Source organism: Corynebacterium imitans (assembly GCF_000739455.1).
In the GTDB taxonomy this organism is placed as follows: domain Bacteria; phylum Actinomycetota; class Actinomycetes; order Mycobacteriales; family Mycobacteriaceae; genus Corynebacterium; species Corynebacterium imitans.
Map to the genome: position 1 here is coordinate 1,972,656 of NZ_CP009211.1, position 24,531 is coordinate 1,997,186.

General features: G+C 64.6%; 25 protein-coding genes and 1 tRNA gene. 14 read left to right on the top strand and 12 right to left on the bottom strand.

Features of this window, described 5'->3' with window-relative positions; genetic code table 11:
* The first annotated feature begins 34 nt into the window (after positions 1–34).
* Genes CIMIT_RS09210 through CIMIT_RS09225 form a run of 4 tightly spaced genes read left to right on the top strand, consistent with a single transcriptional unit; the run spans position 35 to position 4,034 of the window.
* Positions 35–814, top strand: a complete 780-nt coding sequence (locus CIMIT_RS09210; RefSeq protein WP_038592068.1) for an electron transfer flavoprotein subunit beta/FixA family protein — start codon at positions 35–37, stop codon at positions 812–814.
* 12 nt (positions 815–826) lie between these two features.
* Positions 827–1,765: an electron transfer flavoprotein subunit alpha/FixB family protein gene (locus tag CIMIT_RS09215; protein WP_038592071.1), complete on the top strand. Its 939-nt coding sequence runs from the start codon at positions 827–829 to the stop codon at positions 1,763–1,765.
* A gap of 7 nt (positions 1,766–1,772) precedes the next feature.
* The gene (locus tag CIMIT_RS09220; RefSeq protein WP_084674330.1) at positions 1,773–3,176 is read left to right on the top strand and encodes a cytochrome b/b6 domain-containing protein; all 1,404 of its coding nucleotides are present in this window, start codon (positions 1,773–1,775) and stop codon (positions 3,174–3,176) included.
* 18 nt (positions 3,177–3,194) lie between these two features.
* Positions 3,195–4,034: an aldo/keto reductase gene (locus CIMIT_RS09225; protein ID WP_038592074.1), complete on the top strand. Its 840-nt coding sequence runs from the start codon at positions 3,195–3,197 to the stop codon at positions 4,032–4,034.
* On the opposite strand, the gene CIMIT_RS09230 is transcribed toward CIMIT_RS09225, so the two are convergent.
* The gene (locus CIMIT_RS09230) at positions 4,031–5,230 is read right to left on the bottom strand and encodes an aminotransferase class I/II-fold pyridoxal phosphate-dependent enzyme (protein ID WP_038592077.1); all 1,200 of its coding nucleotides are present in this window, start codon (positions 5,228–5,230) and stop codon (positions 4,031–4,033) included. The two genes, CIMIT_RS09225 and CIMIT_RS09230, sit on opposite strands and share 4 nt — an antisense overlap.
* Positions 5,227–5,937 (bottom strand): 6-carboxyhexanoate--CoA ligase, encoded by a 711-nt coding sequence (locus tag CIMIT_RS09235; RefSeq protein ID WP_038592080.1) that lies wholly within the window; start codon positions 5,935–5,937, stop codon positions 5,227–5,229. Before CIMIT_RS09235 ends, CIMIT_RS09230 begins: the two co-directional genes overlap by 4 nt.
* Positions 5,938–6,014: 77 nt before the next feature.
* Between CIMIT_RS09235 and CIMIT_RS09240 the strand changes: the two genes are divergently transcribed.
* Positions 6,015–7,304: an adenosylmethionine--8-amino-7-oxononanoate transaminase gene (locus CIMIT_RS09240; protein WP_038592084.1), complete on the top strand. Its 1,290-nt coding sequence runs from the start codon at positions 6,015–6,017 to the stop codon at positions 7,302–7,304.
* The gene (gene bioD / locus CIMIT_RS09245; RefSeq protein ID WP_038592087.1) at positions 7,301–7,969 is read left to right on the top strand and encodes a dethiobiotin synthase; all 669 of its coding nucleotides are present in this window, start codon (positions 7,301–7,303) and stop codon (positions 7,967–7,969) included. The genes CIMIT_RS09240 and bioD overlap by 4 nt, the downstream gene beginning before the upstream one ends.
* A 21-nt stretch (positions 7,970–7,990) precedes the next feature.
* Here bioD and CIMIT_RS09250 read toward each other — a convergent pair whose 3' ends face one another.
* The 3 genes from CIMIT_RS09250 to CIMIT_RS09260 all read right to left on the bottom strand — a co-directional run bounded on the left by CIMIT_RS09250 (position 7,991) and on the right by CIMIT_RS09260 (position 10,480).
* The gene (locus CIMIT_RS09250) at positions 7,991–9,199 is read right to left on the bottom strand and encodes an ATP-binding protein (protein WP_038592101.1); all 1,209 of its coding nucleotides are present in this window, start codon (positions 9,197–9,199) and stop codon (positions 7,991–7,993) included.
* Positions 9,200–9,365: 166 nt separating this feature from the next.
* Positions 9,366–9,839: a ribose-5-phosphate isomerase gene (locus CIMIT_RS09255; RefSeq protein WP_038592104.1), complete on the bottom strand. Its 474-nt coding sequence runs from the start codon at positions 9,837–9,839 to the stop codon at positions 9,366–9,368.
* A gap of 20 nt (positions 9,840–9,859) precedes the next feature.
* Positions 9,860–10,480 carry a DsbA family protein gene (locus tag CIMIT_RS09260; RefSeq protein ID WP_038592107.1) on the bottom strand — a complete coding sequence of 207 codons (621 nt, stop codon included), beginning with the start codon at positions 10,478–10,480 and terminating at the stop codon, positions 9,860–9,862.
* A 73-nt stretch (positions 10,481–10,553) separates the two neighbouring features.
* Here CIMIT_RS09260 and pepN point away from each other — a divergent pair, with 73 nt between their 5' ends.
* A complete protein-coding gene (gene pepN, locus CIMIT_RS09265; RefSeq protein WP_038592110.1) occupies positions 10,554–12,953 on the top strand; it encodes an aminopeptidase N in 2,400 nt (799 codons plus the stop codon).
* Here the strand turns inward: pepN and CIMIT_RS09270 are convergent.
* Positions 12,950–14,086, bottom strand: a complete 1,137-nt coding sequence (locus CIMIT_RS09270) for a cystathionine gamma-synthase (RefSeq protein ID WP_038592112.1) — start codon at positions 14,084–14,086, stop codon at positions 12,950–12,952. The genes pepN and CIMIT_RS09270 overlap by 4 nt on opposite strands.
* A gap of 175 nt (positions 14,087–14,261) precedes the next feature.
* On the opposite strand from CIMIT_RS09270, the gene CIMIT_RS09275 reads away from it, so the two are divergent.
* Positions 14,262–15,290 (top strand): mechanosensitive ion channel family protein, encoded by a 1,029-nt coding sequence (locus CIMIT_RS09275; RefSeq protein WP_084674331.1) that lies wholly within the window; start codon positions 14,262–14,264, stop codon positions 15,288–15,290.
* Positions 15,280–15,693 (top strand): globin, encoded by a 414-nt coding sequence (locus CIMIT_RS09280; RefSeq protein WP_038592114.1) that lies wholly within the window; start codon positions 15,280–15,282, stop codon positions 15,691–15,693. The genes CIMIT_RS09275 and CIMIT_RS09280 overlap by 11 nt, the downstream gene beginning before the upstream one ends.
* 7 nt (positions 15,694–15,700) lie before the next feature.
* On the opposite strand, the gene CIMIT_RS09285 is transcribed toward CIMIT_RS09280, so the two are convergent.
* The 5 genes from CIMIT_RS09285 to CIMIT_RS09305 form a co-directional block, all read right to left on the bottom strand.
* Positions 15,701–16,342 carry a hypothetical protein gene (locus CIMIT_RS09285; protein ID WP_038592116.1) on the bottom strand — a complete coding sequence of 214 codons (642 nt, stop codon included), beginning with the start codon at positions 16,340–16,342 and terminating at the stop codon, positions 15,701–15,703.
* A gap of 11 nt (positions 16,343–16,353) precedes the next feature.
* On the bottom strand, positions 16,354–16,827 hold the full coding sequence (locus CIMIT_RS09290; RefSeq protein WP_051904925.1) for an acyl-CoA thioesterase: 474 nt from the start codon (positions 16,825–16,827) through the stop codon (positions 16,354–16,356).
* Positions 16,828–16,994: 167 nt separating this feature from the next.
* A complete protein-coding gene (gene ettA / locus CIMIT_RS09295) occupies positions 16,995–18,665 on the bottom strand; it encodes an energy-dependent translational throttle protein EttA (protein ID WP_038592120.1) in 1,671 nt (556 codons plus the stop codon).
* A gap of 96 nt (positions 18,666–18,761) precedes the next feature.
* Positions 18,762–19,388 (bottom strand): single-stranded DNA-binding protein, encoded by a 627-nt coding sequence (locus tag CIMIT_RS09300; protein ID WP_051904926.1) that lies wholly within the window; start codon positions 19,386–19,388, stop codon positions 18,762–18,764.
* Between the two features lie 145 nt (positions 19,389–19,533).
* On the bottom strand, positions 19,534–21,528 hold the full coding sequence (locus CIMIT_RS09305) for a cytochrome c oxidase assembly protein (protein WP_038592123.1): 1,995 nt from the start codon (positions 21,526–21,528) through the stop codon (positions 19,534–19,536).
* Positions 21,529–21,621: 93 nt separating this feature from the next.
* On the opposite strand from CIMIT_RS09305, the gene CIMIT_RS09310 reads away from it, so the two are divergent.
* A tRNA-Arg gene (locus CIMIT_RS09310) sits at positions 21,622–21,695 on the top strand.
* Positions 21,696–21,715: 20 nt separating this feature from the next.
* Here CIMIT_RS09310 and CIMIT_RS09315 read toward each other — a convergent pair.
* Positions 21,716–22,264 (bottom strand): LURP-one-related/scramblase family protein, encoded by a 549-nt coding sequence (locus CIMIT_RS09315; RefSeq protein WP_038592126.1) that lies wholly within the window; start codon positions 22,262–22,264, stop codon positions 21,716–21,718.
* A 50-nt stretch (positions 22,265–22,314) separates the two neighbouring features.
* Between CIMIT_RS09315 and CIMIT_RS09320 the strand changes: the two genes are divergently transcribed.
* Genes CIMIT_RS09320 through orn form a run of 4 tightly spaced genes read left to right on the top strand, consistent with a single transcriptional unit; the run spans position 22,315 to position 24,520 of the window.
* Positions 22,315–22,743, top strand: coding sequence for a hypothetical protein (locus CIMIT_RS09320; protein WP_144311841.1), 429 nt, complete (start codon positions 22,315–22,317; stop codon positions 22,741–22,743).
* On the top strand, positions 22,736–23,062 hold the full coding sequence (locus CIMIT_RS09325) for a transcriptional regulator (protein ID WP_038592134.1): 327 nt from the start codon (positions 22,736–22,738) through the stop codon (positions 23,060–23,062). Before CIMIT_RS09320 ends, CIMIT_RS09325 begins: the two co-directional genes overlap by 8 nt.
* A gap of 19 nt (positions 23,063–23,081) precedes the next feature.
* Positions 23,082–23,888, top strand: a complete 807-nt coding sequence (gene cmrA, locus CIMIT_RS09330) for a mycolate reductase (RefSeq protein ID WP_038592139.1) — start codon at positions 23,082–23,084, stop codon at positions 23,886–23,888.
* Positions 23,885–24,520 (top strand): oligoribonuclease, encoded by a 636-nt coding sequence (gene orn, locus CIMIT_RS09335; protein WP_038594633.1) that lies wholly within the window; start codon positions 23,885–23,887, stop codon positions 24,518–24,520. Before cmrA ends, orn begins: the two co-directional genes overlap by 4 nt.
* Positions 24,521–24,531 lie beyond the last annotated feature (11 nt).

Sequence of the window (24,531 nt, forward strand, 5' to 3'; positions counted from 1 at the left end):
TGGCGTTCAATTGCCCCATATATAAGGAGCCGCAGTGCGCATTGCAGTGTTGCTGAAAGAAGTCCCGGACACCTACAGCGACCGCGACATGAACCTGGAGACTGGTCTGACGGACCGCACAGGTGAGGTCGCCGCCGATGAGGTCGGCGAGCGTGCGGTCGAGGCGGCACTGCTCATCGCGGAGAAGCTGGGCAAGGACGACGTGCACGTTGAGGTGCTCTCGGTCGGGCCCGAACAAGCGGCGGAGTCGGTGCGCCGCGGGATCGCGATGGGGGCGAACGACGCGACGATGGTCACGGACGACCGCCTCATTGGCGCGGACGCGACGATGACGGCGACAGTGCTCGCGGAGGTCATCCGCCGCGGCAACTACGACCTGGTGATTGCGGGCACGATGTCCTCAGATGGCGGCACTGGCGTGATCGCGCCGATGCTGGGCGAGCTGCTGAACTGGCCCACGCTGACGAATCTCACGGAGCTTGAGGTCGTGGGCAAGCAGGTCACGGCGACCCAGATGGGCGACCACGTCACTTCCAAGCTTCGCGCAGAGCTGCCTGCGGTCGTGGCGGTGTCGGACGAGTTCGCGGACGCGCGCTTCCCCAACTTCAAGGGGCTGATGGCGGCGAAGAAGAAGGAGCTGACCACGCTGAACTTGGACGATCTGGGCATTGACGCGGAGGATTACACGCCGGCACGCGCGATCATGGTGAGCATTGACCGCCGCCCGCCGCGTGAGCAGGGTGAGATCATTGACGAGTCCTCCACCTCCGCTGCACAGCTCGTCGACTTCCTCGAGTCCAAGAACCTTATCTAGTTAGGAGCCCCAATGACCAGCACAGATCCGGTTCTCGTCCTGCTCGCCGATACTCTTGATGGCTCGCCCGACCCGGCGGCCGCGGAACTCATCGGCGCCGCCAGCACGCTCGGCACGCCCGTGGTGCTCGCCACCAGCGCCGCACACGCCGAGGCGCTCGGTGCGCTCGGCGCGGCCAAGGTCGCAGTCTCCGAGCTTTCGCTTATCGACGCCGCGTTGGCCGCCGCCGAGACCTTCAACCCCGCAGCCATCCTCACCTCCCACGACGTACGTGGCCGCGACCTGGCTGCGCGCGTAGCCGTGCGCTTGGGCCGTGCCGTACTCACGGATGCCGTCGGGGTCCGCCGCGACGAGCAGGGTATTGTCACCGACCACTCCAACTACGGCGGCGCCTTTACTGCCGTGGCTGCGGCGACGCACTCCGCGCCGGTGATCACGCTGCGTTTGGGCAGCGTCGAGGCGCGCGCGGAGGCGGCAGCCGGTGAGGTCGTGGAAGTCTCCGGGGAAGCGCACGAGCGCCGCCTCGCGGAAGTACTCGAAAGCGTGAAGGACGAGCGCACCTCGACCCGCCCGGAGCTGACCACGGCTGACACGGTTGTTGCCGGTGGCGTCGCACTTGGCGATGCCGACATGTTCGAAGAACTCGTCGGCGGTCTTGCCGACGCCCTCGGTGCCGCGGTGGGCGCGACCCGTTCCGCGGTGGACGAGGATCAGGTGCCTTATGAGGCGCAGATCGGCCAGACGGGTGTGTTGGTTTCGCCGAAGCTCTACATCGGTATCGGTATTTCCGGTGCGGGCCAGCACCTGGTCGGCATGCAGACCGCGGACACCATCGTGGCGATTAACAACGACGAGGACGCCCCCATTTTTGAGGTCGCCGACTTCGGCATCATCGGCGACCTCTTCGATGTGGTGCCCGACATTATCGACGAGCTCGAGTCCAGGAAGTAGGCGCTTTATGCAGGTACCCGTACGTCAGGGCCTGCCGCGTGTGCCCGGCGGGGCACCGTGGCCCCCGGTCACCACTGCCGAGGTAGCGCAAGCACCCCGCGCAGCAGCCGCCGACGCCGAGACGGCCGACACCCAGGCAGCAGCACTGATCACCGTGCCGCTGCGCCGCGGCCTGCCGCGCACCCCGGGCGGCGCCGCCTGGCCGGAGGCCGAAACCGCACAGGTCCCCGCACCGAAACATGCGCCCGAGGAGTCCGCGGCCGCGGACTCGACACCGGAGCCAGTCACCGAGCTGGTGACCGTGCCGCTGCGCCGCGGACTGCCGCGCATACCGGGCGGTGCCGCCTGGCCGGAGACCGAGACCGCACAGATCCCCGCGCCGAAGCACGCGCCGGAGGAGTCCGCGGCCGCAGAAGCCGCGCCGGAGCCAACCGCACCAGCACCGGAACCGACGCAGCCAAAGCCGGCACCGCAGAAACCAGCACAGCAGAACCCCGCGCCGCAGAAGCGGCAGGCGGCGGGCAAGGCGGCACCGAAGGCCAAGCCAAGCAAGGCCCCGTGGCTGTGGGGCGCGGCGCTGGTCGTACTGGCTGTGATCGGCGTGCTGGCCGCGCGCTGGTTTGTCGGCACGGAGACGGGCGCGGACTTCATCACCCGCTACGACGGTCGTCAGCCGCTGCCGGACTCCGCGCCGGTCGGGCTGCCTTCGTGGCTGGCGTGGTCGCACTTCTTCAACATGTTCCTGATGGCCATGCTGGTCAAGACGGGGTTGACGCAGCGTCGAGAAGCGAAGCCCGCGGCGTATTGGGCACCGCGCACGAGGCCGCGGGAGAAGATCTCCGTGAACCTGTGGCTCCACCTGGTGCTTGACCTGGCATGGGTCGTGCTCGGCGTGATCTTCTACGTGCTGCTCTTTGCCACCGGCCAGTGGATGCGCATCGTGCCCACGAGCTGGGAGGTCTTCCCGCACGCACTCTCGGCGGGCATCCAGTACCTGAGCCTGGACTGGCCGAACGAAAACCCGTGGGTCTACTACAACGCGCTGCAGGAACTGTCGTACTTCCTCGTCGTGTTCGTCGCCTCCCCGCTGGCGATCATCTCGGGCGCGCGGATGAGCCCGGTGTGGCCGAAGCGCTGGACTTTCCCGTCCATGCGCACCGCCCGCGCGCTGCACTTCCCCACCATGATCTTCTTCGTGGTGTTCTTGCTCATCCACATCGTGCTCGTGGCGACCACGGGGCTGCGCGGCAACCTCAACGCCATGTTCGCCGCGACCGACGACCCGACTGGCTGGACCGGCACCGTCCTCTTTGTCGTCGCGGCGGCGATCATCGCCGGCGGCTGGGCGCTCGCCCGCCCCGTGCTCGTCGCGCCGCTCGCTGCAAAGACGGGCAACGTCACGCAGCGCTAACCCCACTTAAGGAACCTCATGACCTCAGCAATCCCGCGCCTGCAGCTTAACGACGCCACGTCGATCCCCCAGCTCGGCTACGGCCTCCACCGCGTGGACCCTGCGCGCGCCGAAGAACTCACGCTGGCGGCGCTCGAGGCGGGCTACCGGCACCTCGACACCGCGTACATCTACGGCAACGAAGAGGGCGTGGGCCGTGCGATCGCCGCTTCCAACATCCCACGCGACGAGCTGTATGTGACGACGAAGCTGTGGAACGACCAGCACCGCGACGCCGACGCAGCGCTTGGCGAGTCGCTCGAACGTCTTGGCTTGGACCACGTGGATATGTACCTGATCCACTGGCCGGTGCCCTCGCAGGGCGCGTACGTGGACGCGTGGAAGTCCATGATCCAGCTGCGCGATGCGGGCTTGACAACCTCGATCGGGGTGTCGAACTTCCTGCCCGCCCACATCGACGATTTGGAAATGGCCACCGACGTCACGCCCGCGGTCAACCAGGTGGAGCTGCACCCGCTGTTCCAGCGCTGGAAGGAGCTCGACGCAATGCGGGTGCACGGCGTGGCGATCGAAGGCTGGGCACCACTCGGCGGCGGCGAGCTGGACCTTGAGGACTACCCGGAGATCACCGACGCTGCTGAGGCGCACGGCAAGACGCCCGCGCAGGTCGTGCTGCGCTGGCACATTCAGAACAAGGTCATCGTCTTCCCCAAGACAACCTCACCCGCGCGGATAGCAGAGAACCTGGACGTCTTCGACTTCGAGCTGACGCAGGACGAGATGGCGGCGTTGATTTCGCTCGATGAGGAGGAGTTCGGCCGCATCGGCCCCCACCCCGCCGACTACGCAGACATCTAGAGTCCCAAGCGCTCGAGCTCTTCGCACAGCGCGTCGATCTGCGCGGGCGCGTGCGTGGCCATGTGTGTGACGCGCAGGATCGCTTCGCCCCGCGGCACCGTGGGCCAGCGGATTGCTGGCACGATGAAGCCGCGCTCGGATAGCTGCGCGGCGGCCTCCACTGCGGCCGCCTCGTCCCCGACGTGCACGGGTACGATCGGCCCGGCACCGGCGGGATCGTGCACCTCAGTGCCGCGGCGCACATGCCACCTGGCGATGTTCGCGTGCAACCGCTGCACCGGACCCGGGTCACACTCCAGGATCTCCACCGCCGCCGTGATCGCCGCGCACGTGCCGGGCGCAGGCGAGGTGGAGAAGACGAACGAACGCGCCTGCTGGCGCAACAACTCGGCGACCGGCGCGCTGGTCGCCACGGCCGCGCCCTCCGCCCCGAGCGCCTTGCTGGCGGTGATGAGCTGGATGTCTGGGCGCACGCCGAAGTGCTCCGGCAGGCCGCGGCCGGTTGCGCCGATGGTGCCGATGGCGTGGGCGTCGTCAAGCATGCTCCATGCGCCGTGGCGCTGGCAGGCGTCGATCAGTTCTGGCAGCGGCGCGCACACGCCGTCCATGGAAAACAGCCCGTCGGTGACCATGAGCGCGTGCTCGGTTGTGCGTTCGGCGAGCGCGCGATCGATCGCCGCGATGTCGCGGTGCTCCACGACGCGCACCTCGGCCCCGCTGGCTTTGGCGAGGCGGCAGCCGTCGATGATGCTGGCGTGGTTCTTCGCGTCCGAGACGATCGTCAGCCCCGGCCCCCGGCAGGCAGCGGCGAGCGCCTGGAGGGTGGACACGTTGGCCTGGTAGCCGGTGGCAAAGAGCACGGCGTCCGCGTACCCGGTGAAGCGGGCGACGGCGGACTCGGCGCGAAGGTGCAGGTCACTGGTGCCGGTGGTCAGGCGCGACCCGCCGGAGCCTGCACCGAATTCCTCGGTGGCGGCGACCGCGGCGGCCACCACGCGCGGGTCCTCGGCCAGCCCCAGGTAGTTCGAGGAGCTGAACAGGACCGCCTCGCGTGCGTCTGCCGCAGCGCTTGCACGCAGGCGGGCAGTGGGCTCCTGCCCGCTAGCGAAGACGGCGGGGCTGCGCCACAGGCCGCGCTCGCGCCACGCATCCAGGTTCGCGGCGGCGACGCGTGCTAGCGAAGACGCATCGTTCATGCCTGCGCCTCAGTCCGGATGAGCACCGGCTGACGCTCCAGGTAGTCGATCAACGCCGGGATGTCGGCACCCTCACGGACAAGGAAGGCGCGCGCCCCAGCTCGCGAGCCGGCAGGTTTGATGTGCGGGATGCGCGTGTACGTGCCTGCGTGGGCGACATACCCGGTGGTGTATTCGGGGTCGTCCGAGATACACAGCTCGGCGATCACGTCCGGGTGCGCGGCAACTTTGCTGGCCAACACGAGCGCTTCACGCGCGGCGTCCTTGCCGGTGGCCTGTGTGTACTCGAGCGTGTCCATGTGACTGACCCGCACGCCGCGCTCGCAGTCCGGCTCCAGACGCGCGCCGGTGCCTGCACACACGAGCATCGCGCCGCGCATGTCGCGGGCGGCAAACGTCTCACGGATCAGTGCGTCCACGTGCGGGGTCAGCGGCGCAAGCAGCCCGTGGATCACAGCGCGCGCGGCGTCCGGGTCCGCGCACTCAGCGACGTCGACGCGCAGGGCATCGGCGTGCGTAATCGCAGCCACGTCGAGCGCCTCCACGGTCAGGTGCGTCTGCGCTGCCTCGCCCTTCGGGTGGTCGAGCGCGCGTTGTGCGAGCTGCGCGCAGGTTTCAGCGACGTGTGCAGCATCCACGATGCGCTCGGCGCCAGAGATGTGCCGACCCTGGGTGTTGGCGCGCATGCGCACCGAAAAGTAGGTCATGTGACTCAACCTACACTCCCAGTTGTACGGTGTTCAATAAGGTTCCCTACCGCCACCAATAGCAACGAAAGGCCCCCATGACGCCCGAGACACTCGCGGCCATCGACACCGCGCACATCTGGCACCCCTACGCCGCGCCAGGCTCCGGCAACCTGCCCGTCGCCGCCACCCACGGCGTGTATCTCGAACTCGCCGATGGCCGCCTGCTTATCGACGCCATGTCGTCCTGGTGGGCCGCAGCCCATGGCCACGGACACCCCCGGCTGATCCGCGCCGCCCACGAACAGATCGATGCGATGTCCCACGTCATGTTCGGCGGACTCACCCACGAACCCGCCGCGCGGCTGACCCAAAACCTGTTAGAACTGACCAGCGGCGAGGCGGGGCCGAACTACAGCCGCGTCTTCTTGGCTGACTCCGGTTCCGTCTCAGTCGAGGTGGCCATCAAGATGACGCTGCAGTATGCCCGCGGCACCGGGCACCCCGAGCGCAACCGGCTGCTGACCTGGCGCTCCGGCTACCACGGCGACACCTTCGCTGCGATGAGCGTGTGCGACCCCGACGGCGGGATGCACTCGATGTGGCAAGGCGTGCTCGCCGAGCAGTACTTCGCCCCTGCACCGCCGGTGCGCGGCGCGAGCGATAAGGAGCGCGCGGCCTACCTCGCCGAGTTCGAAAAACTGATCACCGACGACGTCGCCGCGGTGATCATCGAGCCGGTCGTCCAGGGCGCTGGCGGCATGCGCTTCCACGACGCCGAACTCGTCCGCGGCGTGCGCGAACTGTGCACCACACACGGCGTCCTCTTGCTTGCCGACGAGATCGCCACCGGCTTCGGCCGCACCGGCCAGCTGTTTACCACCCTGGACAACGGTGTGGTCCCCGACATCCTGTGCGTGGGCAAGGCGATCACCGGCGGGTTCATGACGCTCGCCGCCGTGCTCACCACCGACGAAGTCGCCGCCGGCATGGAGCCGGCCGCGATCATGCACGGGCCCACCTTCATGGGCAATCCGCTGGCCTGCGCTGTGGCAGCCGAGGCTACCGCCATGATCAAAGAGGGCGACTGGCGCGAGCAAACCCGCAATATCGAGGGCTGGCTTACCGAGGAGCTCGCGCCCGCCCGCGAGATCCAGGGCGTTGCCGACGTCCGCATCCTCGGCGCTATCGGCGTGGTGGAAATGGCCTTCGACGTGGACATGGCCGCCACCACGCAGGCAGCGGTAGACCAAGGCGTGTGGATCAGGCCGTTCGGGCGCAACATCTACACCATGCCGCCGTTTATCTGCACCGAAGACCAGACTCGCCAAATCGGCCGCGCCGTCGTCGCCGCGGCGCAGGCAGCAAGCAAGGAGCAGTACCAATGATCGTTGTAGTCACCGGCACGAACACGGATGTGGGCAAGACCATCGCCACCGCAGCCTTTGCCGCTGCCTGGCAGGACGCGGGTTTGAGCGTCCGCGTGGCCAAGCCGCTGCAGACCGGCGAGCCTGAAGGCTCAGGCGACGCCAACACCGTCGCGCGACTGACCGGGGTGCGCACGCACGAGCTCGCCCGCTTCCCCGAGCCGCTCGCGCCGAACTTATCCGCCCGGCGCGCCGACATGCAGGTGCCGTCGCTTCAAGCAGTCTGCGAGTGGATCCTTAATCTCGACGCCTCACACGACGGCGTGACTCTCGTCGAGGGTGCGGGCGGGCTGCTCGTGCGCCTTGCCGACGAATACACAATCGCCGAGATCGCCGCGGAGCTGCGCGCGCCGCTTGTCGTCGTTACCTCGCTGGGGCTCGGTAGCCTCAACGCTGCGGAGCTCACGGTCCGCGAGGCGCAGCGCCGTGACGTGCGCGTCGCCGGGCTGATCGGCGGGTCACTGCCAGCAGAGCCGGACCTAGCCACGCGGCTCAACCTGGAGGAGCTACCCGTCGTCACCGGCGTTGACCTGTGGGCGAACATCCCCGCCGGGGCCGGCTCCTTAGGCCCGGCTGAGTTCACGGAGATGGCGCGCACGCTGGGCATCCCCGCCCCGCCGTGCTGACGCGGCGGGACCGTCTCGGCCTCAGAGCAAGGCAGCGCGGGCAAGGAAGTCGAACGCATTGCGCTGTTCGACATGTCCCGTATCTAAGTCGAGCCGGTCACCGGTAAGCAGGACGCAGCGCGCACCTGCCGGAAGCCCTTCAAAAGAAGAGAGCTCACGCGCCCGAACCTGCAAGTCTAAGGCTGTGAGTGCAACCTGGATATAGAACGTGTCGTCAGCCCGGCGCGCAAGAAAATCAATTTCACCGCCGCGTCCGACGCCTGTGCACACTTCGAATCGCTGGCGTCGCAGCTCGAGGTATACCTGGTTTTCCAAGTCGTGCCCGGCGTTGGAGTCGCGTCTGCCAGTGAGTGCGTCGCGCAGCCCCGCGTCAACCCAGTAGTACTTCGGGTTGGATTTGAGCCACCCGCGGCCGCGGGTGTCGTAGCGGTGGCAAGGATAAATGAGGTGTGCGTCCTCCATCAGCTGTAGGTACTTATCCACCGTGTCCGCACTGATTTTCGCGCCATTGGACTTCAGGGTGTTTGCGATCTTGTTGGCAGAAAGGGGCGAGCCGGAATTATCAAGGACGAACGCAGCGACGCGGAGAAACACCGCAGTATCGCGGACTTGTCCGCGAAGCGCGATGTCCCTGGTGAAGATTGAGTCGAAGAGATCCCTGTTGAGCTGGCGGGTAAGTTCCGGACCGGATGCAAGCACGCTGCGTGCGAACCCACCGGTGGTCATCCACCGCTGATATGACGCTTCCGTCGGCTCCTGCTCCGGGGTAGCGGTAAAGAGTCGGAACTCGGCCAAAGAGAGCGGGAAAACCTCGACGGTGACGTATCTGCCCGCCAGATAGGTGAGTCCCTCGCCGGAGAACATCGAGGCGTTCGAGCCGGTCGCGCAGATCTCAACCTCGCCCGACGCACGCAACGAATTGATCACGCGTGCCCACTGCTCAAGCTCTTGCACTTCGTCAACGTGAAGGTGGGAGACCCCATTGCTGATCGCTTCGCGCACGTAGTCGTGAAACACGGTCGCATCGCGAAGGTGGTCGTTTGCCATGTCTTCGAAGTTGATGGTGAGAATGTGCGACGGATCGACTCCACCGGCAACCAGCTGTTCGCGGTACAGCTGCAACAACGTGGATTTCCCGCTGCGCCGCACACCTGTGACTAGGCGGACGAGGTCATTGCCGGTGATCGCATTGAGCTCCGCCAAATATTGTGGACGAGGAAAGGTCTTCACGTTTTCCGATCATAATCGGAAAACTCCCCGTCTTGTAGAAGTTTTCCGACTATAGTCGGAAAACTTTCCAATTCAGCGCAGTTTTCCGACCATACTCGAAACTTTTAGGCGCGAAAAAGCCCGGAGACACACTCCGGGCTCGATCACGAAAACGCGAAGGCCTTCCCTAGTTCCCTGGAACCTCCGGGGCCACGCCGGTCTCCTCGTACTTGGACAGGATGTCAATGCGGCGCTGGTGGCGCTCCTCCTCGCTCCACGGCTGGGAGACAAAGGCGTCGACGATTGCGAGTGCCTCTTCCTCGGTGTGCATACGGCCACCGATGCCGATGAGCTGGGCGTTGTTGTGCTCGCGCGCCAGCTTCGCGGTCTCTACCGACCACGCAAGGGCACAGCGCGCGCCCTTGACCTTGTTCGCGGCGATCTGTTCGCCATTGCCGGACCCGCCCAGCACGATGCCGAGCGAGCCGGGGTTTGCCACCACTGCCTCGGCGGCGGCGATACAAAACGCCGGGTAGTCATCCGCGGCGTCGTACTCGTGGGCGCCGCAGTCGATCACCTCGTGGCCCGCCTTTTCCAGGTGGGCCTTGATCTGGTTCTTCCGCTCGAAACCGGCGTGGTCTGCTCCTAGATAAATACGCATGCGACTGAGCCTACCCGAGCCTATCCGCGCACCTGGGGATCTTCGGTGCGGGAGCGCTTCAGTTCGAAGAAGTAGGGGTAGGAAGCAAGGGACACGGAGGCGTCAAAAAGCTTGCCTGCCTCCTCGCCGGTGGGGACCCGAGTGATCACGGGGCCGAAGTACGCGGTGTCCCCGAGCTTGACCACGGGCGTGCCGACCTCGTCGCCGACATTATCCATCGCCTGCTGGTGGTAGGCGCGCAGCTGCTCATCCACCGCCTCGGAGTTGGCCACATCCGCGAACTGAGGCGGCAGGTCGCACGCGTCGAGCGCGGCACCGATGATCTCGTCGTAGGCACCGTAGCCCTCCTTACCGTCCTCTCCCTCGGTGTGGATCATCGTGCCCATCATGGTGTAGAGGGCGTCGAGCTTCTCCGGGGCTTCCTCCGTAACCTTAGTAAACACGCGGGCAGGCCCCCAGTTGGCCTCCATCTTGCGCGCGTAGGCCTCCGGCAGGTCGCGGCCCTGGTTCAGCACGCTCAGCGACATGGGCACCCACTCAACCTCAATATCACGGACCTTTTCTACTTCCTTGATCCAGCGAGAAGTCAGCCAGCAAAACGGGCAGGACACGTCGAACCAAAACGTCACGGACTGGGCCATAGTGTTCTCCTTCACTCCTTTAAAGCAGTTGCCCCCACAGTAGCGATTCTTGCGCGGCGAGTATGTTGGGGCCATGAAAACTAATCTCACTCGCGCCGACGCGCGCCACCGCGTCGGCCTGATTTCCAACGTCCACTACGACATCAACCTCGACGTCACCGAGGCCGAGCAGTTCCGCTCGCAGACCACGATCACCTTCGATTCCACCGCGGGCGAGACCTTCTTCGACCTGGTGGCTGACTCCTTTTCCGCCACACTCGACGGCGCGCCAATCGAGGGCGCGAAGCTCGACTTGAGCGACGGCGCGCACACCGTCGTCGTCGACGCCACGATCACCTACAACCGCACTGGTGAGGGCCTGCACAAATTCACCGACCCGGTCGATAACAAGGACTACCTGTACACCCAGTTCGAACCCGCGATGGCGATGAAGGTCTTTGCCTGCTTTGACCAGCCGGATATCAAGGCCACCTACGACATCCACGTCACCGCCCCGGAGCACTACACCGTAGTGCTCAACGAGGCCGCCACCCGCGAGGGCAACACCTGGTCGGCGAAGGTGGATTACCCGCTGTCCACCTACCTCATCGCCGTCATCGCTGGCGAGTACGAACACGTCACTGACACCTATTCCGATGCCCACGGCGAGATCCCGCTCGGCCTCTACGCCCGCGCCTCGCTCATGGAGCACCTGGACGCCGAGCGCCTGTTCCGCCAGACCAAGGACGGGTTTGCGTACTACCACGAAAACTTCGGCGTGGCCTACCCCTTCGGCAAGTACGACCAGATCTTCTGCCCCGAGTACAACATGGGCGCGATGGAAAACGCGGGCGCGGTGACCTTCCGAGACGAGTACGTCTTTACCTCCGAGCCGACCCCGTACCGTCTCGAGCGCCGCAATGACACCATCCTGCACGAGATGGCGCACATGTGGTTCGGCGACCTGGTCACCATGGAGTGGTGGGACGACCTGTGGCTCAACGAGTCCTTCGCCACCTGGTCCGCAGCGATCGCGCAGACGGAGATCGGCGAGTACCCAAATGCCTGGACCACCTTCGCCGCCGTGGAGAAGGCCTGGGCCTACCAGCAGGATCAGCTACCCACTACCCACCCGATCGCCGCGGACGCGCCGGATATTGAGACCGCGGAGCAGAACTTCGACGGCATCACCTACGCCAAGGGTGCCTCCGTTCTCAAGCAGCTGCAGGCATATGTGGGCCGCGACGAGTTCTTCGCGGGCGTGCAGCAGCACTTCCGCAACCACGCGCACGCGAATGCCACCTTCGCCGACCTGCTCTCCGCGCTTGAAAAGTCCTCCGGCCGCGACCTGTCGAGCTGGTCTGAGCAGTGGCTGCGCACCACCGGCGTATCTATCCTGCGCCCAGAAATCACTGCGGACAGCTTCGCGGTGGTGCAGGAATCCGAGGTCATGCGCACCCACCGCGTCACCGTGGGCCTCTATTCGCTTGTCGACGGCCACGTGCAACGCACCCACCACGTCACCCTCGACGTTGACGGTGCCCGCACCGAGGTGCCCGAGCTCGCTGGCGTCGACCACGACCTCGCGCTGGTCAACGACGAGGACCTCACCTACTGCAAGATGGGGCTCACCCCCGAACACCAGCGCTTCGCACTCGAGCACCTGGGCCAAATCACCAACCCGCTGGCTCGCACCCTGGTGTGGTCCTCGCTGTGGGAGTCGGTGCGCGACGGGGCCCTCCCGGCCCGCGAGTTCGTCCGCCTGGTGGCCAAGCACGGCGCCGCAGAAGACCAGCCGAGCGTGCAGGAGCGCCTGCTTGCCCAGGCCACGCTTGCGGTCAAGCAGTACGTCGACCCGTCCTGGCAGGCAGAGGGCTTCGCGCTGCTGAACGACGCCTTCCGCGGCGCCGAGCCCGCAGCGATTTTCGACCGTGCGCTGGCACGGCTGACCCCGAACGATGCAACGGTCGCCTACCTGAAGCAGCTGCTTGAGACTTCGGAGAACCAGGAGGTGCGCTGGCTGGCGCTGACCAGCCTGATTGCCGCGGACGAGGTGCCGCTTTCGGCCGCAGACGAGGAAAAGGACACCTCCTCGGAGGGTGTGATCTCCCGCCTGCGCTGCCGCGCGACAGTGGAGAAACAGTGGGCCTGGGACACGCTGGTTAACGAGGATCTAACCAACCTTGAGGCGCGCTGCATCATGGACGGGCTCACCTTCAACCCGCAGGGCACCGACGTCGACCTGGACTCGTTCACCGACGAGTACTTCCGCATCGCGCCCGCCCTGTGGGACCGCCTGACCAACGAGATGGCGCAGCGCACCCTCGAGGGCATGTACCCCACCTGGGCCGTGACCGAGGAAGCGGTGCGCAAGGCCGACGCCCTGCTTCACGACGCCTCCGTGCCCGCAGGTCTCAAGCGCATCCTCGCGGAGGGACAGGACCGGGTCGCGCGCGCGGTGCGCAACCGCGCCTGCGACGCCGCAGCGAACTAGAGCGCGGCGATCGCCTGCTCGAGATCGGCGATGAGGTCCTCGGCGTCTTCGATGCCCACCGAGATCCGCACGAGCTCGCGAGGGACCTCCAGCTCCGAGCCGTTGACGGCCAGGTGGGTCATCGTCGCCGGGTGCTCGAGCAGGCTTTCCACCCCACCGAGCGACTCCGCCAGACAGAACAGCTTCGTGGAAAGACAGAACTTCTGCGCCTGCTCCTCGGTCTGGAATTCAACAGAGACCATGCCGCCGAAACGCTTCATCTGTCGCTTCGCCACCTCGTGGCTGGGGTGGGTCTCAAGGCCCGGATAGTGAACCTTGGCCACACACTCCTGGCCTTCGAGGTACTCGGCGACCGCCTCCGCATTGTCGCAGTGGCGATCCATGCGCACGGCAAGCGTCTTCAAACCGCGGCCGGTGAGATAAGTGTCGAAGGGCGAGGGAATCGCGCCGACCCAGCCGAAGAAGAAGCGCAGGTCTTCCTCCAGCTGCGCGTCCCGGCCACAGACAATGCCGCCGACCACGTCGGAGTGGCCGCCAATGTACTTGGTGGTCGAGTGCAGCACGACATCCGCGCCCAGCTCGAAGGGCTTCTGCAGGTAGGGGGAGGCAAAGGTGTTGTCCACCACCAGCGTTGCCCCGCCCTTGACCTTGGAGATCGCGGTGATGTCGGCGATGTCCAGCAGCGGGTTCGTCGGCGTTTCCACCCACACCACCTTGGTGTTCGGCTGAATCGCCGCGGCAACCTCATCGGTATTGGTGATATCGACCACCGTATTCTCCACGCCCCACAGGCTAAAGACCTGCTGGATCAGGCGGTAGGTGCCGCCGTAGGCGTCGTTGCCAATAACAATGTGGTCCCCCGGTTTGAGCAGGATACGCAGCAGCGAGTCGATCGCAGCCATGCCCGAGGCGAACGCCACGCCGTAGTCCGCGCCCTCGAGTGCCGCGACTGTTTTCTCCAGCGCGGTCACGGTTGGGTTGCCCACGCGCGTGTACTCGTAGCCGCCGCGCAGCTTGGCCAGCCCGTCCTGGGCGAAGGTGGTCGAGGCATAAATCGGGGTGTTAATCGGTCCGTACAGACTGTCCGGTTCATAGCCGGCATGGATGGAATCTGTGGAAAAACCAGAGGTCATCGCGTTGCCTTTCGTTGCTTCGTAGTGGGGGTATCGCCCTCAGTAGAAGGAGCTTTCCCCGCAGTGTAGACCAAGCGGTTCAGTTAGTCTGGTTCCCGCGGTATTTATATGCACGCGCCTCCGACCCTCTGCGGTCACACCTCGCGCACAGCTCGGATGTCTACACTCGCTCTCGATGCATTTTTCAACGATTTCCCCCACGTACATCCTGTCCGCCGCGCCAGAGAGCACCGAAGAACGTGTGACCGAAGCGGTCTCCGGCCTCAGCGCATGGTGGAATGACCCAGAAACCCAACAAAATTTTGTTACACGCCCGTTCTGGATCCTGGTCATCATCCTGGTGGCTCTGCTCGCCCACTGGGCTTCCAGTCGCCTGATCAACCGCGCGACGAAGAAGGCCATTGACAAGCCCACCGGCAACGGCCGCTTCCGCCGCGGCGCGGCACCCGCCGACTCCCCACAGGCGCGCTCCCAGGAGCAACGCCGCATCGCCCGTTTCAAAACACTGTCGAACGTTGGCCGCTCGTTTGCCGCCATCGTTATCTGGGTGTGGGCCATCATGGCCATCCTGGATCAGATGGGTATCAACGTCGCTCCCCTGGTCGCCTCCGCCGGTATCGTCGGCGTCGCCCTCGGCTTTGGCGCGCAGTCACTAGTGAAGGACTTCCTGTCCGGCATGTTCATCCTGCTGGAGAACCAGTACGGCGTCGGCGATGTCATCGCCGTTAACGACGTCGAGGGCACCGTCGAGGACATGACAATGCGCATCACTACGCTGCGCGACATCGACGGCACCCTCTGGTACATCCGCAACGGCGACATCGAGCAGGTGGGCAACAACTCGGACCGCTATTCTGTCGCTCGCATGGAGGTGCCCGTCTCGCTGTTCGCTGACCCTTCCAAGGCCGCCGACGTGATCATCAGCGCCGCGCGCACCGCCGCGCAGGACGAGCACGTCCGCCGCGACATCATCGGCGAACCGGAGCTGCTCGGCGTGTCCAACTTCAGCACCGACCACCTCACCTACCGTGTCACAGTGGACACGATGCCGGGCGCGCAATGGGGCGTGAGCCGCTTCATGTACGAGCAAATCCTCGAAGCCATGCAGGAAGCCGACGTCCGCCTGCCGGGCTCCGAGCCAATGCTGCTGCGCAATGACCCGCGCGAAAAGATCACCGAAAGGGGCCCTTCCCATGACAAATAATCCCGCCGAGCAGGAGCACTCGCTTTACGACGCCCTGGGGCAGGACTTCTTCGACCGCCTCGTCGAAGGCTTCTACACCCAGGTCAAAAACGATGACCTGATCGGGCCGATGTACCCGGACGACGACTGGGAGGGAGCCCAGGACCGACTCCGCTGGTTCCTCGTCCAGTACTGGGGCGGCCCACGCACCTACCAGCAGGAACGCGGCAATCCCATGCTGCGCCGACGCCACTTCCCCTTCGCCATCGGCGAGCCGGAAGCAGATCGCTGGCTCAGCCTCATGGAGCACTCACTCGACCAGTTCAGCGCCGAGGAGCTGCCGGAGGCCTACCGGTTCGCACTGTGGAACCACATGCAGCGCGTCGCCTACATGATGATCAACCAGGGGCCACGCTCGTACTAGGTGCCCACTACACAAACAGGCCGAGGCCGGTTGAATGGTACACCGAGCCGAAGGGGGCGTCCATGCGCACCCACCGCCCGGCGGTGGCGATCCGCAGATGGCGCGGGACGTCGATAGGCGCGGCGAAGCCCGGAATCAGCCCGAGCGCAGTGCAGGTAAAAATCATGCGCATCGGTACCTCAACAGACTGGTCTGATTCGGCGTCCACGGTGAGCACCGTCGATTCCAGCAATGACTTCGGCGGGCCGAGTGGTCCGGAAAATTGTCGGGCGAGCTCGCGCCCCTTGTCGGCGAGCTGGCGCGCGACCGATACCGGCACCTCGTCGCGGGCGATGAAGCCATCCTTCGGCGGCAGCGCCCCCGGCCAGTTGGCATCACGCGCGGTACCGACCTCTTCGCGGCCCGCCTGCAGCGCCGCAAGTAGATCACTTGCCGCTACCACTGCACCGTCGCGCGAGGCCTCGCCCGCCACGCGGCGCGCAGCGAGGCAATCGAAGGGGGTCGTCACGAACACGTCAACGGCCGGATCATTCCCGCCCCCAGGTTGCAACACCTGAAAGCGCGCAGACGCCGTGGCATCCAACCCGGTGGCCCGCCCGACAAGGGCGGTCAGGCCCGGCGCGCCGTCAGTCACTCGAAGCGACTCCATCAATTTTCCCGTTACTCCCCGTCCGCTTCCTCGATGCTGGAGGCCACGCGGGTAAGGATGCCGATCTCTTTCTGCGTGATCTCACGCGGCGCAGTCGTCGTCGTATCGACGGTGACCTGCACGGTTTCCACAACACAGCAGATCTTGCCCTGCGCGTCCTTGATCTCCTGGCGAGTGGTAAACGAGGTGTTGCCCAGGCGGACGACCTCGGTTTCCACCCGCAGCTCGGTAGTATTCGGCAGCACCGGGCGGATGTAGTCCGCGTCCACGCGGCGAACGAAGACGACAAACTCGTGACCCTGTGCCTCGAAGAACTTCTGCGCAAACGCCAGGCGCGCTTCCTGCGCGATCTCGATGTAGGCCGAGTTGGTCACGTGCCCGTAGCGGTCAAAGTCGCCCCAGCGCAGCGGGACGGTATGGACGTGCGGGGCCTGCCCAGCGCCTTCTGCTTGGGATTGCGCCTTGCGCTCTTCTTGTTCAGCCATGGTCTCCGCTCCTTGCTCAGTGATTCGCAGTAGTTTGCACCTGCACCCGGGTCTTCCGGGTGCCATACTGCCGACATGCTACCGCAGAACCAACGCCCCGCTACGGGCCCGGCACTTGATCCAAGTGCGGTGGGGCCGGCAGCGGGGCGTCGACAAGCGGGCGAGGCTTAGCGGGTGAGCTTGCGGTGAGTGACGCGCGAGGGCTTCGCGGCCTCCTCGCCGAGGCGCTCGACCTTGTTCTTCTCGTAGTCGCCGAAGTTGCCCTCGAACCAGTACCACTTACCTTCCTCAACGTTGCCTTCCCAGGCCAGGATGTGGGTACAAGTGCGGTCCAGGAACCAGCGGTCGTGCGAAATGACCACAGCGCAGCCCGGGAACGCCTGCAGCGCGTTTTCCAGCGAGCCGAGGGTCTCCACGTCCAGGTCGTTGGTCGGCTCATCGAGCAGGATCAGGTTGCCGCCCTGCTTCAGCGTCAGCGCAAGGTTGAGGCGGTTGCGCTCACCACCGGAGAGCACCTTCGACGGCTTCTGCTGATCAGCGCCCTTGAAACCAAAGGCGGACAGGTAGGCGCGCGAGGGCATCTCGTTCTGGCCAACGTGGATGTAATCCAGCCCGTCAGAAACGACCTCCCACACGGTCTTCTCCGGGTCGATGTTTTCGCGGCCCTGGTCAACGTAGGACAGCTTCACGGTGTCGCCGACCACGACGGAACCGGCGTCCGGCTCCTCCAGACCCACGATGGTCTTGAACAGGGTGGACTTACCCACACCGTTCGGGCCAATCACGCCCACGATGCCGTTGCGCGGCAGAGTAAACGACAGATCCTTAATCAGGATGCGCTCGTCGAAGCCCTTGTCCAGGTGCTCGACCTCGACGACCTTGTTGCCCAGGCGCGGCGGGGTCGGGATCTGGATCTCCTCGAAGTCCAGCTTCTTGTACTTCTCCGCCTCTGCGGCCATCTCCTCATAGCGCTCGAGACGCGCCTTGTTCTTCGCCTGACGCGCCTTTGGCGAGGAGCGGACCCAGTCCAGTTCCTTCTTCAGGCGCTTCTGCAGCTTCTGGTCCTTCTTGCCAGCAACCTCGAGGCGCTCCGCCTTCTTCTCCAGGTAGGTGGAGTAGTTACCCTCATACGGGTAAAGCTGACCGCGGTCGACCTCGCAGATCCACTCAGCGACGTTGTCCAGGAAGTAGCGGTCGTGGGTAATAGCCAGCACGGCACCCGGGTAGTTCTGCAGGTGCTTCTCCAGCCAGAGGACACTCTCGGCGTCGAGGTGGTTCGTCGGCTCGTCGAGCAGCAGCAGATCCGGCTCGGACAGCAGCAGCTTCGCCAACGCAACGCGGCGACGCTCACCACCAGAGAGGTTGGTGACCGGCGAATCCGACGGCGGGCAGCGCAGCGCCTCCATCGCCTGCTCGATCTTGGAGTCTACCTCCCAGGCATCGGCGGCGTCGAGCTCCTCCTGGAGCTTGCCCATTTCCTCCATGAGCTCATCGGAGTAGTTGGTGGCCATCTCCTCGGCGATCTGCTCGAAGCGAGCCTTCTTCTCAAAGATGTCGCCGAGGCCCTCCTCGACGTTCTCACGCACCGTCTTCTCCTCATTCAGCGGCGGCTCCTGCAGCAGGATGCCCACCGAAGCACCGGGCTGGAGGAAAGCCTCGCCGTTGTTCGGCTGGTCAATGCCAGCCATGATCTTGAGCAACGACGACTTACCCGCGCCGTTGGGCCCCACGACACCGATCTTGGCGCCGGGGTAGAAGGCCATGGTGACATTGTCCAGAATGACCTTGTCACCGATGGCCCTGCGTACGTTTTTCATCGTGTAGATGAACTCAGCCACGTGAAGTCCCCTCTTGTGAAATTGACTGTGAGATATGCGCAAATGCTTTCCACAGACTACATCATTTCGGCGACTGCATATGGCCCGCCGTAGGTACTAAAAGGGCGGCGTGTCCGCCTCCCCCTTCCCAGCCGCCACCTTTTCACCGCCGGCGGCCGCGCCCACCTTCTCTCGCTCCTTCGCTTTATTCACTTGCTCGAGGGCATCTTCCGCGCTGACCCGGTGCTCATCCCCTCCCCCGCTAACCAGGTCCCACTTCGACTTCGGTTCCAACGGCTTCTGCCCTTGCAGTGTGTTGCCGGTCGGCACGGAGCGCACGCTGCTGACCTGGTAGTGCGAAAGATCAAAGGAGACCTGGTGCGCCTTCAGCACGATCTTGGAGCGCATCTCCTTGCCCTTCTCCGGGTCAGCAGAGTCGACCTCCCACGTCTCGGTAACGAGCTTGCCACAGACGGAAACCGGGAAACCCTTCTTCAGTGAGGCGGCGACGTTGACGGCGAGCTGGCCCCAGCACTCGACGTCGATATACAGCTGGTCTGTGTCCTCCCAGACCTGGTTGGCATTCGCGCCCGGCGCGCCGTCGGTATCGCTCTTTTGAGTGACGAGCCTGCGGCGCGAGGCAGCAAGCCGGAATTTGGTAAGTGAAGCATCCGAGTTCTCAAAGGTGCGGAACACCGGATCTTCAATAAGGTTGCCGTGCAGGTGAGTGTGCAGGTGGCTCATGGTTCAAAGTCCTTTTCTTCATGCAGATTCTGTCGTGTGTTATTGCGGGACGGCAACGAACTAAACAAAACTACCGCCCGGGACACAGATTACACGAATCTAAAGAAAAGGGAAGGGGTAGCGCGAAATATTCGTATTCCCGCAGCTACCTGTCGTTGTACTGCGCCAGCATTTCGTTATACCTGCGCCATTCCTCGTCATCCGTTTCTTCTTCACGCCTGTCAGATTCGACTGCTTCGCGCCTATCCTCCGACAGCCAAGCTCGGAACAGCTCCGCAAAGACAATCACGAGCGGGAAGGAACCGGATGCCCAACCGATGCCGCCACCGACCTTCTGGTCGTGCAGCAGGTCCGGCTCCCACGGCAACAGCAGCGAACGATAGAAATCCTCCGCCAACACGAAGTTCAGCTGCATGAGGTAGACACCCATGAACAGGTGGACCGGCATGGACACCCACAGCCAGGCCAGGCGCACCTTCGCCGAGGCGCGCCCCGGGATCTCGTCGATGCCAATCAGCTCCCAGAAGTAGAAGTACCCCGAGACCAAAAACACCACATTCATCAGGACGTGGCCCGCGTGCTCTGAAATCATCAGCGCGTATAGCGAGGGGAAGACGTACATGACGTAGAACAGCACCAGAAACTGCACCACCGATACCGGCGGGTAGGTCACAATCTGCAGGAACCTCGAGCGCTGGAAGCTCTCCGCCCACAGACGCGGATTGAACTCGCCGGCCGGGTAGGCCTCGCGCACCAGCGTTAAAGGCGCTCCCAGCACCAAAAAGACGGGCACACCCATTGACAGGATCATGTGGACGGTCATGTGCGTCGAGTAAGCGGCTGGCATGTACATCCCCAGCCCCGAGCTCATGGTCACCGCAAGCATGGCGCAGCCCGCCAGCCACCACGCCGTCCGGACGTTGTTCCACCCGTCGACGCGGCGCAGCAGGTGCAGGTAATACGCGGCAAGCCAGATGGCGATCACGCTGTAGAGCAACTCCGGACGCCAAAAGGTCAGCCAATTCGTCCAGGTCAGCGGCTCGTACAGGTTGTAGCCCAGCTTGATCTGCATCGGCGTGAGGTTCGGGTCCAGCGGCGGCGGGGGCGGCGTACGCCCCAGCGTGACGGAAATACCCGCGATCGCTGCCATCACGGCGACCTCGACCGCGGCAAACCGGGTAAACGCACCCGGACGCTTTTCCAGCTGCGGCAGCGTGATCTGGCGGTGTGCCAACCCCATCAGACCGAGCACGAGGATGCCGCCGAATTTGATCAGGATCACCCAACCATAGGCGTAGTCCAGCATGTCCGACAGGCGCACGCGGATCAGCGCATTGACCACGCCGGACACGAGCATGACCACGAGCGCGGCAAAAGCGATCATGGAGTAGCGGCGCGCGGCCATCTCCAGGTTGGGGCCAAGCCTGCGCCCGTGCGCGACCAACGCCATCAGCCCGCCGATCCACAGCAGCATGAACACCAGGTGCCAAATCAACGAGTTCGTTCCGAAGTCGTGGCTACCACCAGAGGCGGAGTGCCCGGTCAGCGCCAGCGGCATAATCGTGCAGATCGCACCAAAAAATAAAGCAACCTGCGAGAACCAGCTGCGGGCGAAAAGCGCTCCCCCACCGACCACCGCCGAAAGCGCTGCGGTAATCAGCCAGACCTTCGCCTCGGCCACTTGCTCCAGCGCGACCGACCACGCGCTGAGTTGGAAGAAGACGTCTGCGAGTGGTTGGCCGGAGACGTCGGAAAGCACCAGCGGGATCATCACCAGCGAAATCAGCGCCATCGCCAGCTGCGCCCAGCCGCCGGTACGCGACGCGATCACGCCATCGACGGTCAAACGCGCCCCGTTGAGATCCGCGTTTTCACCCTCGGGCATTCTCGGCGGGATCAACCACGCCGACAGCATGAACGAGCCAGTGGACAACGCCGCAAGCAGCCAGACCACCCCGCGCAACGCAGGCAGCCCGGCGGTCGTGAGCGCGCCTGGATCCGGGATACCCAGCGCGGCAAGGGACGCGCCCGAGAAGGACTGCGCCACCGCCCCGGCGATCAACGCGGCGAGAAGAAATGCCACGACATACACGGGCCAGGACGACCGGACGGCTCGCTTGCGAACTCCCACTTCAGACATGCCCCCTACCCTACTTTCGATTGATTGGGGTGCCTAACTGGCCATGCGCTACAATGAGCGGGCCGCAAAGCACATACACGGCTGACGCGGCATGCCCCCATAGCTCAGTGGATTAGAGCATCCGGTTTCTACCCGGCTGGTCGCGGGTTCGAATCCTGCTGGGGGCGCTTATTTCACTTAAGGCCGCCTAAGAACTGTTTCTCCGCTTTCGCCGCAACATGTCGATTGCCACGGCAGACCCCAGAATCGCGGCGTGCTGGCGCTCGTCGAGCCCGGGCGCAAAAGAGATGCGGTACGTAGTCTTGCCCATCATCATCCGGCCCATCCCTGAGTACTCGGCGGTGATGCGGGCGATTTCGCGGCCCATGCTGGTCAGCGTGAAGTCGAAGGCCATGATCTTGCCATCGACTTCCACCTCGGGAAAGCCCGCAATCTCCAAGTTAAGCTTGGTGCGGAGCCAGGCGAAACGGGTGCGCAGGGTGGCCAGCAGCATGCCAGGATTGGCAAGCCGGACCTCGTAGGAATCGTGGATCAGGTTCACCGGGTCAGTCACCCCGAGTACGAGGTTGCCTTCGACATCGCGCACCTCGGTACCGCGAGAGCTAGAGAAGAGGTCACTGAGTTTGAGGGTTTGCCGCGCGGTGCCGACAAGCGTGCCTGCAGCGTCAGTGATCTCAAACTCGTCCGTACCTAGCGCCTTGGTTTGGCTGAAGATGAGTTCGTCGCGGTCAAGCATGGCTCAATACTACCGCGACAACACCGTCCCCGCGGTCTATACTTTCCACTATGGAAAACATGGATACTGCCGAGGCCCGGGAGGCACTCGCCGCTGTACGCGCAACCGAGGCCCGCGCGACAGCTAGCGCGCAGCGCGTGCCGTGGCTGCACATCACTGCCACCAGCGTCTGCTTCGGCGCAGGCATGACGCTCACGCTGCTCGGACACGCGTGGGGGCTACTCGTCCTTCTCGTCGGCATTGTCGGCATCGTATGGATTGAGTTCTCCGCGAAACGCGGAGTACGCACCGCAATGAAGCAGGAGGTGCGCGAGGACCCGAAGCTCAATTGGAAGGCCGCCATCGCCCCGCTGCTCGCCTACCCAGTGATGATGCTCGCTCAGACCGCCGGCACCACCGCCGTCATCACCCTCGGCGTTCTCTTCACGGTCGGCTTTATCGCCGCGTACGGCCTGACCTGGAGCAAGTACCATGACTAACCCCATCATTCACCCCATCAACCGGCTCAAAATCTGCGCAGCGCTCAACGCCGCCGGCGCCTACGAGGGCGAGGTGCGCTACGAGATGCGCTTCGGCACGCTTCGCGACGCCACGCAGCTTTCCGACGCCACGCTGTCCAAACAACTCACCGCCCTGGAAGAAGCGGGCTATATCACCCGCTTCCGCGAGTACGGGTCCACGAGGCAAAAGGACACGGTGTGGGTCACGCTTACCAGGGAGGGGCGCGCCGCGTTCCTGGCTCATATGGATGCGCTGGAGGCGCTTGCGAGGGGTGAGGCGGGCGTCGAGAAGCAATAGCCCAGGTACCCTGTAAACCATGACTTTTCCAGCCCCCGAAATCGATTCTTATGCCCTGGTGACCGGCGCGTCGCAGGGGATCGGCGAGGCAATGGCACGCGACCTTGCCGCCGCAGGCTACAACCTCATCCTTGTCGCCCGGCGCGAGAACCTGCTCATGGAGCTCGCTCGCAAGCTGAGCGACGCGCACGGCATCAACGTGGAAGTGTTCGCGGCAGACCTGGCCAAGCAGCGCGACGTTGATGCGCTCATCGCGCACATTGCCACGCGCAAGGTCACGCTGTGCATCAATTCCGCGGGCATCGCCAGCTTCGGTCCGTTCATGCGGCAGGACTGGGAGTACGAGACGAACCAGTTCAACCTCAACGCCACCGCGGTCTTCCGCATCACGAAGGCCGTGCTGGACCAGATGGTGCCGCGTGGCGAGGGTGCGCTGTGCAACGTTGGCTCCGCCGCGGGCAACATCCCCATCCCCAACAACGCGACCTACGTCTTCACCAAGGCCGGGGTCAACGCCTTTACCGAGGCGCTGCACTACGAGCTCAAGGACACCGGCGTACACTGCACGCTGCTCGCCCCGGGTCCGGTGCGCGAAGCCTACGTGCCCGAGGAGGAACAATCCATCGTGGATAAGGTCGTGCCGGACTTTTTGTGGACGACGTACGAGTCCTGCTCGCGCGATACGCTGCGCGCGATGCGCACCAACAAGCGCCGCGTCGTACCTGGCCCGCTGTCCAAGGCGATGGATGTGGTGTCCACCTACGGCCCGCGCGGTGTCATTGCCCCGCTGGTGGGCAGCTTTTACGCAAAGATGGGAGAAGAATAACCGTGGAAATTCAGGCCAAAGACAACCGCATCGTCTGGATTGATCTGGAGATGACGGGCCTGGACCCAAAACGTCACGTGATTGTGGAGGTCGCAGCACTCGTCACCGACGCAGAGCTGAACATTCTCGATGAAGGCCTGGACATCGTCGTCGGCGCAAGCGCGGCGGAGCTTGCCGAGATGGACGACTTTGTCACCAAGATGCACACCGACAACGGGCTACTTGATGAGATCAAGGCCTCGACGGTTTCCGTGCGGGAGGCCGAGGACGCGGTGCTTGAACTGCTGGAAAAACACTGCGATCCGGCACACCCGGCTCCTTTGGCGGGCAACTCCATTGCCACCGACCGCGCTTTCATCCGCGAGCACATGCCCCGCCTGGACGCGGCACTACACTACCGCATGATCGACGTCTCCACCGTCAAGGAGCTCACGCGCCGCTGGTTCCCCCGCGCCTACTTCAACCAGCCCGATAAGGGCATGGCACACCGCGCGCTGGCGGACATCGTGGAGTCGATCCGGGAGCTGGATTACTACCGACGCGCCGTGTTCGTGGACACCCCGGGACCGGAAACTGCGGCAGCGGAGCAGGCGAAGCACGACGCTACCGACGCCTACCAGCAGTTTTTGTAAAACATCGTTCG